The organism is Micromonospora phaseoli (assembly GCF_900109115.1).
GTDB classification, from domain to species: domain Bacteria; phylum Actinomycetota; class Actinomycetes; order Mycobacteriales; family Micromonosporaceae; genus Micromonospora; species Micromonospora phaseoli.
In genome coordinates, this window is record NZ_FNYV01000001.1 from 361077 (window position 1) to 372988 (window position 11912).

General features: G+C 71.2%; 11 protein-coding genes. 8 read left to right on the top strand and 3 right to left on the bottom strand.

Annotated elements, in window-relative coordinates; all coding sequences use genetic code 11:
* Positions 1-76: 76 nt before the first annotated feature.
* Positions 77-1525, top strand: a complete 1449-nt coding sequence (hflX, locus tag BMY89_RS01660) for a GTPase HflX (protein WP_092373839.1) — start codon at positions 77-79, stop codon at positions 1523-1525.
* A 51-nt stretch (positions 1526-1576) separates the two neighbouring features.
* Entirely contained in the window at positions 1577-3280 is a 1704-nt protein-coding gene (locus BMY89_RS30220) for a hypothetical protein (protein WP_092373840.1), read from the top strand.
* A gap of 30 nt (positions 3281-3310) precedes the next feature.
* Here the strand turns inward: BMY89_RS30220 and lexA are convergent, their stop codons facing one another.
* Positions 3311-4093 (bottom strand): transcriptional repressor LexA, encoded by a 783-nt coding sequence (gene lexA, locus BMY89_RS01670; protein WP_092373842.1) that lies wholly within the window; start codon positions 4091-4093, stop codon positions 3311-3313.
* Positions 4094-4657: 564 nt separating this feature from the next.
* Between lexA and nrdR the strand changes: the two genes are divergently transcribed.
* Complete coding sequence (gene nrdR, locus BMY89_RS01675) at positions 4658-5158, top strand: transcriptional regulator NrdR (RefSeq protein ID WP_092373844.1); 501 nt, start codon at positions 4658-4660, stop codon at positions 5156-5158.
* Between the two features lie 62 nt (positions 5159-5220).
* Complete coding sequence (locus BMY89_RS01680; RefSeq protein WP_092375351.1) at positions 5221-8094, top strand: vitamin B12-dependent ribonucleotide reductase; 2874 nt, start codon at positions 5221-5223, stop codon at positions 8092-8094.
* 170 nt (positions 8095-8264) lie between these two features.
* On the opposite strand, the gene BMY89_RS01685 is transcribed toward BMY89_RS01680, so the two are convergent.
* Entirely contained in the window at positions 8265-8720 is a 456-nt protein-coding gene (locus BMY89_RS01685) for an HIT family protein (RefSeq protein ID WP_092373846.1), read from the bottom strand.
* Positions 8721-8760: 40 nt separating this feature from the next.
* Here BMY89_RS01685 and BMY89_RS31255 point away from each other — a divergent pair, with 40 nt between their 5' ends.
* The 3 genes from BMY89_RS31255 to BMY89_RS01695 are packed head-to-tail and all read left to right on the top strand — an operon-like array spanning position 8761 to position 10212.
* Positions 8761-8892, top strand: coding sequence for a hypothetical protein (locus BMY89_RS31255; RefSeq protein WP_269766837.1), 132 nt, complete (start codon positions 8761-8763; stop codon positions 8890-8892).
* Between the two features lie 58 nt (positions 8893-8950).
* Positions 8951-9916, top strand: a complete 966-nt coding sequence (locus BMY89_RS01690) for a DUF2332 domain-containing protein (RefSeq protein WP_092373848.1) — start codon at positions 8951-8953, stop codon at positions 9914-9916.
* Between the two features lie 56 nt (positions 9917-9972).
* Complete coding sequence (locus BMY89_RS01695) at positions 9973-10212, top strand: DUF5522 domain-containing protein (RefSeq protein WP_092373850.1); 240 nt, start codon at positions 9973-9975, stop codon at positions 10210-10212.
* A 7-nt stretch (positions 10213-10219) separates the two neighbouring features.
* Here BMY89_RS01695 and BMY89_RS01700 read toward each other — a convergent pair whose 3' ends face one another.
* Positions 10220-10909: an iron-dependent transcriptional repressor DtxR gene (locus BMY89_RS01700; protein WP_092373852.1), complete on the bottom strand. Its 690-nt coding sequence runs from the start codon at positions 10907-10909 to the stop codon at positions 10220-10222.
* Between the two features lie 99 nt (positions 10910-11008).
* Here BMY89_RS01700 and BMY89_RS01705 point away from each other — a divergent pair, with 99 nt between their 5' ends.
* Positions 11009-11863, top strand: a complete 855-nt coding sequence (locus BMY89_RS01705) for a sulfurtransferase (protein ID WP_092373854.1) — start codon at positions 11009-11011, stop codon at positions 11861-11863.
* The last annotated feature ends 49 nt before the right edge of the window (positions 11864-11912 follow it).

Consider the following 11912-nt stretch of genomic DNA (forward strand, 5'->3'; position numbering starts at 1 on the left):
GCATATACCAGGTGCAACGGGCGTTGACACATGTCAGGATTGCTCGGTACATGCACAGAACGGACAGGAGAGACGCTTGCGAGACCAGGAGACCTACGTTTCCATCCCCGACGACGAGCTCGAGGCCACCACCGGCGAGTACGAGCTCTCCGAACGGCAGGCACTGCGACGGGTCCCCGGCCTCTCCACCGAGCTGACCGACGTCACCGAGGTCGAGTACCGCCAGCTCCGGCTGGAGCGCGTGGTCCTGGTCGGCGTCTGGACCGAGGGCACCCTCCTCGACGCCGAAAACTCCCTCACCGAGCTGGCCGCGCTGGCCGAGACCGCCGGCTCGCAGGTGCTCGAAGGGCTGATCCAGCGACGCAACCGCCCCGATCCGGCGACCTACATCGGTCGCGGCAAGGTCGACGATCTCGGCTCGCTGGTGCTCTCCGCGGGCGCCGACACGGTCATCTGCGACGGCGAGCTGTCCCCGTCCCAGCTGCGCAACCTGGAGCAGCGCACCAAGGTCAAGGTGGTCGACCGCACCGCGCTGATCCTCGACATCTTCGCCCAGCACGCCAAGAGCAAGGAGGGCCGGGCCCAGGTCGAGCTGGCCCAGCTGGAATACCTCCTGCCCCGCCTGCGTGGTTGGGGCGAGACGCTGTCCCGGCAGACCGGCGGCTCCGGCCGTGGTGGCGGCGCCGGAGGTGGCGTGGGCGTGCGTGGTCCGGGTGAGACCAAGCTGGAGACCGACCGACGGCGCATCCGCCACCGCATCTCCCGGCTGCGCCGGGAGATCAAGGCCATGCGGACCGTACGCGAGACCAAGCGCGCCCGCCGCACCCGTAACGGCGTGCCCGCGGTGGCGATCGCCGGCTACACCAACGCCGGCAAGTCGAGCCTGCTCAACCGCCTGACCGGGGCCGGTGTGCTGGTGGAGAACGCGCTCTTCGCCACGCTCGACCCGACCACCCGCCGATCCACCACCTCCGACGGGCGGGTCTACACCCTGTCCGACACGGTCGGTTTCGTCCGGCACCTCCCGCACCAGATCGTCGAGGCGTTCCGCTCCACGCTGGAGGAGGTCGCCGAGGCCGACCTGGTCGTGCACGTGGTCGACGGCGCACACCCCGATCCGGAGGAGCAGGTCCGGGCCGTCCGTGAGGTGCTGGGCGAGGTCGGTGCCGACCGGCTGCCCGAGCTGTTGGTGGTCAACAAGACCGACGCGGCCGACGAGGAGACCCTGCTTCGGCTCAAGCGACTCTGGCCCGAGGCGATCTTCGTCTCCGCGCACCGCGGCCGCGGCATCGACGATCTGCGCGACGCGATCGAGCGGCGGCTGCCCCGTCCGGCGGTCGAGGTGCGCGTCGTGCTGCCGTACGACCGGGGTGACCTGGTGGCCCGCCTGCACCGGCAGGGAGAGGTGCTGAGCACCGCCCACCTGCCGGAGGGGACGATGGTGCACGTACGGGTCAACGAGGCGTTCGCGGCGGAATTGGCCCCGTTCGGCAACACGGCGGAGGCGGTTCGTACCGCCTCGTGACCGCCCAGCGGCGTCACCCGATGGAAACCTTCGGCATGCGACACTTCTTTCATGCTCCGCACTGTTTCCTCCGTCACGGTTGCCCTCGGCCTGGTCGGGGCCACCGTGGCGGTCACCGGTGCCGCGCTCGCCGCGCCCGGCTCGTCGCCCGCGAAGGCAGCGTCTCCTGTGGCAGCGGCGCCCCCGGTCGCCGCTGCGGGGCCGCCGGTCACGGCGGCGGGCAAGAAGCAGTGCTCGGTCTCCGACTCGCGGCTGCGTGAGCTCTCCGGCCTGGTGGCCACTCGCAACGGCTACATCGTCATCAATGACAGCACCGACCAGGAAGACCGCAAGCAGGTCTTCTACCTCAACAAGGACTGCCAGGTCGTACGCCAGGTGCCCTACTCCGGCGGGGGACCGCTGGACACCGAGGATCTCGCCGTCTCGCCGGACGGCAAGACGCTGTGGATCGCCGACACCGGCGACAACGTCACCAGCCGCGAGCGCCGCGAGCGGGTGGCGGTCTGGAGCATGCCGATCGGCGGCGGCAGCCAGCCGAAGCTGCATCGGCTGTCGTACCCGGACGGCAAGCCGCGCGACGCCGAGGCGCTGCTGATCGGCGACGACAAACTTCCGCTGATCATCACGAAGGTCACCGCTGGGAAGGCCGAGATCTTCACCCCGGACGGGCCGCTGAAGACCGGCGACACCGAACCGGTGCCGATGAAGAAGGTCGGCGATGTCGAGCTGCCGAAGACGGACACCGAGAATCCGTTGAGCACCTTCGGTCGCGTCGCGATCACCGGTGCCGCCCGGTCGCTGGACGGTTCCCGGGTGGTGCTGCGCACCTACGCCGACGCCTTCGAGTACGACGTCCAGAACGGTGACATCGTCACCGCACTGACCACGACCACGCCCCGGGTCACCGCCCTGGCCGACCCGTTCGGCGAGGCGATTGCCTACTCGCCCGACGGCAAGACGTTCCTGACCGTCTCCGACGCCGGCCACCTCGAAGACGACGACCCGGTCGACGTGCTCGCCTACACCCCCTCCACCGAGGGCCCGAAGGACCTGGCCAACGACCCGAACGCGGCGAACAGCGCGGCCGGTCGCTCGTGGATCGACGGGTTGACCCTGAACGACATCACGAGCCTGATCGCCACGGTCGGTGTGCTCGGCGCGTTGCTCGTCGGCGCGGGAATCTTCGGCATTCTGCGGGCCCGCAAGCGGCCCGCGCCGGCCGGCCGGAAGCGTGACGGCGACGACGACGGCGACGGTCCGGGCCGTAAGGGCGGTGGCCCCGGCCCGGCACAGGATCGCGGCCCGGGCGGGGTCTACGGCGGCGCGCCGTCCGGTGGCGTCTACGGCGGGCAGCCGGGCGGCGAGCGACCGGGCGGCGGCGCACGGCCGGGAGCCGTCTACGGCGGTGGCCGGCCCGCCGCCGGCAACGGTGCCCGCCCGGGCCAGGGCGGCGGTGGCGTCTACGGCGGTGGTGGTCGACCCGGTGGTGACGGTGCTCCCGTCTACGGCGGGCGACCGGGCGGTGGCCGACCGTCGGGCGGCGGTGGCCGCCCCGGCAGCGGAGTCTACGGCGGTGCCGGGGGCCGTGCCGGCGGGCAGCCGGGTGGCGGTGGTGGCCGTGCCGAACCGCCACGGCGGGGTGGCCCGGCGGAGCCGGACCAGCGTGGGCGGCGCTCCGCTCGTTACCGCGAGGACGGCAACGAGCCGTACGGCCAGGTCCGCGGCAACTACGGCTATCGGGGGGACCGGTACTGACCTCGGGTCAGCACCGGTCGTGCTGCTGCGTCAGATGCGGCGCAGTACCGCGACCACCCGACCCATGATGGTGGCGTCGTCGCCCGGGATCGGGTCGAAGGCCGGATTCTGGGGCATCAGCCAGACGTGGCCGTCGCGTCGGCGGTAGGTCTTCACGGTCGCCTCGCCGTCGAGCATCGCGGCGACGATCTCGCCGGAGTCCGCGGTCGGCTGCTGCCGGACCACCACCCAGTCGCCGTCGCAGATCGCCGCGTCGAGCATGGAGTCGCCCTTGACCTGGAGCATGAAGACCTCACCCTCCCCGACCAGTTCGCGGGGCAGCGGGAAGACCTCTTCCATCGACTGCTCGGCGAGGATCGGCCCGCCGGCGGCGATCCGGCCGAGCATCGGCACGTATGCCGGCGTGGGGCGCTGGGAGCGGCTCAGTTCGTCGTCGACGTCGCTGGGGGGGCGGACGTCGACCGCCCGCGGGCGGTTCGGATCACGTCGCAGGAAGCCCTTCTTCTCCAACTCCTTGAGCTGGTAGGCGACGCTCGACGGAGAGACCAGCCCGACCGCCTCGCCGATCTCCCGCACGCTCGGCGGGTAGCCGTGGCGCTCCACCCAGGTGCGGATGAAGTCGAGGATGCGCCGCTGCCGGGCGGTCAGGTCGACCGTCGCCGGGTCGGGGTAGGCGCTGACCACCGGAGCCACCGGGCGTACGGCGGGCTGTCCGGGCCGGGTGCGGGTGACGCTCCGGCGTCGGGCGGCCGGCGGGCCCGCCTCGGTGCTCTGCTGCGGGCTCTGTGGCCGGTTGGCCCGATCCTCGGTCACGCGTCCTCCCTGGTCGGCGCCGGGTGCCTCGGCGGCTCGTGGTGCATGCGGTGATCTGCCGGCCGGTGGGTCGACCATGGTCACCTCCGGCTGTTCATGACCGTATAGGTGAGATCGGTCTTTTTCAAACATCTGTACGACCTATCTCGGCGTGTTGCGACGGAAACCCGCGACAGTCGTACACCCGTTCTGATAATGGTACGTCTGATCGAACGGGTGTTCGACATTGTCCGGAGCGTCACCGATCTCGGCCGGCCGGCCGGTAACCGGCGTGGCCGGTCCGCGTTGGGCTCTCCGGTTGCGCGAAACTGCGGGGGGTGAGGGGGTGTGCGGGTGACGCGCCGGACACGCCGACCAACTTGACCTCCGATCGTCGGCGGCATACCGTCGACCCCTAGATGTAGTAGTCACATGGGCGTAAGTTGCCTACAGGTTGGGTTCGACTACCGACCGCACTCCCGTACCGCCAAACCGGCGGGCCACCCTGTGGGTTGGTTCCGGCGTCCTGCGGCGTGCCCGGAGGCGGGCGAGGGCGGGCCTGTGGTCGATCGAGGAGGTCGGGCGATGCGGTGTCCGTACTGCCGGCACGCCGACTCCCGGGTGGTCGACTCGCGGGAGGCCGACGACGGCCAGTTGATCCGTCGGCGGCGGGCGTGCCCGGAGTGCGGCAAGCGGTTCACCACCGTCGAGGAGGCGGTGCTCGCCGTGGTCAAGCGCAGCGGAGTGACCGAACCGTTCAGCCGCACGAAGATCATCGGCGGGGTGCGCAAGGCGTGCCAGGGCCGGCCGGTCGACGAGGACTCGATCGCGCTGCTGGCGCAGCGGGTCGAGGAGACCATCCGGGCCAAGGGGGCCGCCGAGATCCCCAGCAACGAGGTGGGGCTGGTCATCCTGGGTCCGCTACGGGATCTGGACGAGGTCGCCTACCTGCGGTTCGCCAGCGTCTACCGGTCGTTCGACTCGCTCGCCGACTTCGAGCGGGAGATCGACACGCTGCGGGCCGCCGCGCGCGCCCGGGAGGGCGCCGGGACCGAGTCGGCCGGTGTCGCCGGTCCCGCGCAGTGAACTTCTTGACCAGTAGTGACAGTCGGATCGCGCGGGGCCGCGCGGACGAGGGGGCGGATGAGATGCCGGGGGATGGCGTGACAACAAGCAGGGCACGGAGCAAGGCGGGCGCGGGGCTGAAGATCGAGCGGGTCTGGACCACCGATGGGGTGCACCCGTACGACGAGGTCGCCTGGGAGCGCCGCGACATCGTGATGACGAACTGGCGGGACGGCTCGATCAACTTCGAGCAGCGCGGGGTGGAGTACCCGGAGAGTTGGAGCGTCAACGCGGCCAACATCGTGACCACCAAGTACTTCCGGGGGGCGGTGGGCACCCCGGAGCGCGAGTGGTCGCTGCGGCAGTTGATCGACCGGGTGGTGACCACCTACCGCACCGCCGGCGAGGAGTACGGCTACTTCGCCTCCCCGGCCGACGCCGAGGTCTTCGCCCACGAGCTGACCTGGATGCTGCTGCACCAGGTGTTCAGCTTCAACTCGCCGGTCTGGTTCAACGTCGGCACCCCGTCACCCGCGCAGGTCAGCGCGTGTTTCATCCTATCTGTGGATGATTCGATGGATTCCATCCTGGACTGGTACAAAGAGGAAGGGCTGATCTTCAAGGGCGGCTCGGGCTCCGGGGTCAACCTGTCCCGGATCCGGTCCTCCCGGGAGCTGCTCTCCTCCGGTGGCACCGCCTCCGGTCCGGTCAGCTTCATGCGGGGCGCCGACGCGAGCGCCGGCACCATCAAGTCCGGCGGTGCCACCCGACGGGCGGCCAAGATGGTCATCCTCGACGTCGACCACCCCGACATCGAGGACTTCGTGACCACCAAGGCGCGCGAGGAGGACAAGATCCGCGCGCTGCGCGACGCCGGGTTCGACATGGACCTCGGTGGCGCCGACATCGTCAGCGTGCAGTACCAGAACGCCAACAACTCGGTCCGGGTCTCCGACGAGTTCATGACGGCGGTGGAGAACAGCGGCGGCTTCGACCTGCGCGGTCGCCTCGACGGCTCGGTGATCGAGACCATCGACGCCAAGAAGCTCTTCCGTACCATCTCCCAGGCCGCCTGGGACTGCGCCGACCCCGGCCTGCAGTACGACGACACGATCAACGACTGGCACACCTGCCCGGAGACCGGTCGGATCACCGCGAGTAACCCGTGCTCGGAGTACCTGCACCTGGACAACTCCTCGTGCAACCTGGCCTCACTGAACCTGATGAAGTTCCTCCGCGCCGACGGTGGCTTCGAGGTGGAGAAGTTCGTCAGGTCGGTCGAGCTGGTCATCACCGCGATGGACATCTCGATCTGCTTCGCCGACTTCCCGACCGAGAAGATCGGCGACACCACCCGGGCGTACCGGCAGCTCGGCATCGGGTACGCCAACCTCGGCGCCCTGCTGATGGCCTCCGGCCTGCCGTACGACTCGGACCAGGGTCGCTCGCTGTCCGCCGCGATCACCTCGCTGATGACCGGCACGGCGTACCGCCGCTCGGCGGAGCTGGCCGGCATCGTCGGCGCGTACGACGGCTACGCCCGCAACGCCGAGCCGCACAAGCGGGTCATGCGCAAGCACGCCGCGGCCAACGACGAGATCAAGCCGACCGGCACGGTGGCCACCGCGGTGGTCCGCGAGGCCACGAAGCAGTGGACCCAGGGCAACAAGATCGGTGAGAAGAACGGCTGGCGAAACTCCCAGGCCAGCGTGCTCGCGCCGACCGGCACCATCGGTCTGATGATGGACTGCGACACCACCGGTGTCGAGCCGGACCTGGCGTTGGTCAAGTTCAAGAAGCTGGTCGGCGGCGGCTCGATGCAGATCGTCAACCAGACCGTGCCGCGCGCGCTGCGCTCCCTCGGCTACCCGGAGGAGCAGGTCGAGGCGATCGTCGAGCACATCGCCGACAACGGCCACGTGGTCGACGCCCCCGGCCTCAAGCCGGAGCACTACCCGGTCTTCGACTGCGCCATGGGCGAGCGGTCCATCGCGCCGATGGGCCACGTGCGGATGATGGCGGCGGTCCAGCCGTTCATCTCCGGCGCCATCTCCAAGACGGTCAACATGCCGGAGCAGGCGACCGTCTCCGACGTCGAGAGGATCTACTTCGAGGGCTGGAAGCTCGGCCTCAAGGCGCTCGCGATCTACCGGGACAACTGCAAGGTCGGCCAGCCGCTGTCGGCGGCGAAGAAGAAGGCCGCCGAGCCGGAGGCGACCACGGCCGTCGAGCCGGTGGTCGAGAAGGTCGTCGAGTACCGCCCGGTGCGCAAGCGGCTGCCGAAGAAGCGCCCCTCGCAGACGGTCAGCTTCTCCGTCGGTGGCGCCGAGGGCTACCTCACCGCCTCGTCGTACCCCGACGACGGCCTCGGCGAGGTCTTCCTCAAGATGTCGAAGCAGGGCTCGACCCTGGCCGGTGTGATGGACGCCTTCTCGGTGGCCATCTCCATCGGACTGCAGTACGGCGTCCCGCTGGAGACGTACGTCAGCAAGTTCACCAACATGCGCTTCGAGCCGGCCGGCATGACCGACGACCCGGACGTGCGGATGGCCGCCTCGGTGATGGACTACATCTTCCGTCGCCTGGCGCTGGACTTCCTGCCCTACGAGCGCCGCGCGGAGCTGGGCATCTTCACCGCCCAGGAGCGGGCCGCACAGCTGCGGGCCGAGGCCGAGGCGGAGGCGAACGGCACGGATCTCACCGCCATGGCCTCCTCCGCCCCGGTCGAGGCACCGACCGAGCCGAAGATCGGCCCGGTGGCCCAGCCGGCCCAGGAGCTCGCCGACGTCGCCGCCGCCAAGCCGGCACCGTCGGTCGGCTCCAGCACCGAACTGCTGGAGGCCGTGATCGGCAAGGCCGCCGACGCACCGCTCTGCTTCACCTGCGGTACGAAGATGCGCCCGGCCGGTAGCTGCTACGTCTGCGAGGGCTGCGGCTCCACCAGCGGCTGCAGCTGACGTACGAGTACGCGACGAGCCCCGGGCGGGTACCCGCCCGGGGCTCGATCGTCTTCTTGGGATCTTGGACCGAAACGGCCCTCCCAGGGGCACCCTCGTACCAAGATTGGTCGAGACCGCTCGTCAGGACCTGACCTGGGTGCCGGCCGGGATGCTGCACCGACGGCGGTTCATGGGGTGGATTCGGTAGCGAGGTGTCCGCGCAACTCGATGGCGAGGGCGTCCATGGTGGCCTCGGGGACACGCTCGTCGGGTGGCGCGTGGAGGTAGGCGAAGGCGCGCGGGCCACGGTGGTCGGGCGGGATGTCCGCCAGGCGCGGCACCACATGGAAGTGGACGTGCGCGAAGCCTGCTTGTTCGGCGTACTGCATGACGTAGGTCTTCACGCAGCCGGTGACGGCGGTCAACGCCCGCGAGAGCCGGACCTGCCAGGTGCCGAGGCTCGCCGCCTCGGCGTCGGTCAGCTCGGCGATCGACGTCACGTGCCGGCGCGGAACGAGCACCAGCCAGCCGGGCAGTCGGCTGTCGAACGCGTGCACCACCCGCCAGTGCACGTCGGCGTCGACGCGTTCCCGCGGCGGCAGCGTGTCGAACCGTGCCTCGGTCCGGCAGGTGTAGCAGTCCATTCCGGCAACGTAGCGCCCTGGAGGGCGCACCATAAACCAGGTGGCCCCCCGCACCGCCCTGGAGTTCACACGTCCGGTGGTGTTGCCGACCAGTGACCCGGACGACCTGCACAGGCTCGTCGCGGAGCCGGACCGGCCGAAGGAGGAGCGCATCGCCGTGGTCCACATGTGAGCGAAATCCCTGGTCCGGCACCTGACCTCGGCACGGCCTCCACTGCGATCATCGGCCGATGACGATCGCGGAGCGGTACGCCAGGTTCGCCGGGCACGAAGCGCACGGGGTCTCGCCGGCGTACGAGCGGCTGGCGCACTCGGTGTCCCGCGACGACAGACTGCTCACCCTGATCGGCAGCCTTGCGCCGGCCAAACAGCAACCGAACCTGCTCTTCGGCGTGGTGCGCCTGCTCGGCGGGCCGGTCGAGGATCCGGCTGCCTTCCGCGACTACGCCCTGGCGAACTGGTCGGCGATCGAGGCGGAGATCCGGACCCGGGTGACGCAGACCAATGAGGCCGGGCGCTGCGCCGTACTGCTGCCGCTGCTGGCGGCCCTGCCGCAGCCGCTGGCGTTGCTGGAGGTCGGTGCCTCCGCCGGGCTCTGCCTCTACCCCGACCGGTACGCCTACCGCTACGCCGGCGGCGGCCCGACCACGGACGCGTCGGGCAGCCACCTGATCGGTACGGGAGAGCCGGTGCTGGACTGCGTGGCCACGAACCTGGCACCGCCGGCCCGCCGACCCGAGGTGGTGTGGCGGGCCGGCCTGGACCTGAACCCGCTGGACGTGACGAACCCGGCGGACGTGGCCTGGCTCGACGCGTTGATCTGGCCGGAGCACGAGCACCGCCGGGCCCGGCTGCGGGCCGCGGCGGCCGTCGCCGTCGCCGATCCTCCGCTGCTGGTCCGCGGTGACCTGGTGGACGACCTGCCGGCCCTGGCCGCACAGGCGCCGGCCGACGCCACCCTGGTGGTCTTCCACACCAGCGTGCTCTACCTGGTGCCAGCGCCGCGCCGGGCGGCCTTCGCCGAGTTGGTACGCGGGCTGCCCGGCCACTGGATCGCCAACGAGGGGCCGTTGGTGCTGCCGTACGACGGACTGCCGCAGCCGCCGAGCGGAGCACACTTCAACGTGCTCGCGCTCGACGGCCAGCCGCTCGCCTGGACCCGTGGGCACGGTCAGGAGATCACCTGGTTCGGCTAGCTCGGCCGGTGCCAGGACTGGCCAGGGCGCGTCGCCCGGCCCCTAGACTGCCCGGGATGAGCGTGCAGCGACGGCCCCTGGCGGCGCGGCCCCTGACCGAGCCGCACCCGTCCCGGCTGCCGCCGGATCACCCCGGGCGGGATCGGCTCCTTGCCGCGCACGCGACCGCGCTGGCCGCGGGAGATGCCGGCTACCTCGACCCGGACAGCGGGCTGTTCGTGCTCACGGCGGGTTTCCTGGCCCGCCGTGGCACCTGCTGCGGTCGGGGCTGCCGGCACTGCCCGTACGTGAGCTGAGCCAGGATCAGGCGGCGGCGACGAAGACCCGGGAGGCGACCTCGCGGGGCAGCCGTACGCTCTCGCCGGAGCGGTCGATCGACACGGCGTCACGTTCCTGCGCCACCGTCACCGTGGCCCCCGGGTCGACGCCGGCGGCGTGCAGCTGCCGGAGCACCTCCGCGTCGGTCTGCACGCTCTCGCAGATCCGCCGCACGATCACCTTGCCGGTGAGGCCGGGGAAGGCCAGGTTGCGCTCGCCGTCGATCGGCTCCGGCTCGGCCCGGCTGGGCGAGCCCAGCTGCTCCAGCCCGGGGATCGGGTTGCCGTAGGGCGATCGGGTCGGCCGATTCAGCAGGTCGTAGACCCGCTTCTCGACCGCGTCGCTCATCACGTGCTCCCAGCGGCAGGCCTCTTCGTGGGCCTCCTCGTAGGGCATCCCGATCACGTTGACCAGCAGCAGCTCGGCGAGCCGGTGCTTGCGCATCACCGAGACGGCGCTGCTGCGTCCCTGCTCGGTGAGGCTCAGGTGCCGGTCGCCCTCGACGGTGAGCAGGCCGTCGCGTTCCATTCGGGCGACGGTCTGGCTCACGGTGGGGCCGCTCTGGCGCAACCGTTCGGCGATCCGGGCGCGTAGCGGCGGCACACCCTCCTCTTCGAGCTCGAGGATCGTACGCAGGTACATTTCGGTCGTGTCGACCAGGTCGTGAGACTTCATGGTGTCAGCGGCCCTCCAAGGCTCGATGGTACCCTGCCGCGCCTCGATCTCCTGCCGCCGAACCGCCGCTGCGGTTACTGATGGTGTTGACTGGACGCCATGTCCGGTACCGAGGATCTTCTGGTCGAGGCCGAGCCGCTCGCCGCCGAAATCGGCGGGGCCGACCCGCCGACCCTGCTCGACGTCCGCTGGCGGCTGACCGGCCCGCCGGGGCGGGACGACTACGCGGTGGGACACCTGCCCGGCGCGGTCTTCGTCGACCTGGACACCGCGCTCTGTGGCCCGCCCGGCCCGGCCGGGCGGCACCCCCTGCCCGACCCGGCCGCGCTGCAGGCGGCGTTGCGTGCCGCCGGCGTACGTGCCGGTCACCCCGTGGTGGTGTACGACGGCGGCGACGGCATGTCGGCGGCCCGCGCCTGGTGGACGCTGCGTTGGGCGGGACACCGGCCGGTGCGGCTGCTGTCCGGCGGCTTCCCGGCCTGGATCGCCGCCGGCCTGCCCACCAGCACCGACGAGGAGTCCCCCCGGCCGGGCGACGTGATCGTCGCGCCGGGTGCGCTGCCGGTGCTGGACGCCGCGGCTGCTGCCCGGCTGGCCGCCGCCGACGGTGTCCTGCTCGACGTGCGGGCCGCACCCCGCTACCGGGGCGAGCACGAACCGGTCGACCCGGTCGCCGGTCACATTCCTGGTGCGGTGAACCTGCCCGCTCCCGAGTACGTCGCCGCCGGCCGCTTCCCGGCCGCCGAGGCGCTGCGCGACCGCTTCGCCGCGGCCGGGGTCACCGACGCGGTACCCGTGGGGGCGTACTGCGGCTCGGGGGTGACCGCCGCGCAGGCCGTACTCGCCCTGCACCTGGCGGGCCGGACCGACGTCGCGCTCTACGTCGGTTCGTGGAGCAACTGGGTGGCCGACCCGGGGCGGCCGGTGGCCACCGGCCCGGCACCCGACGCCTGACCGCACCTGGCCCGCCGCCCAGCCGCTCGACCGGGCCCGTGCGACCATG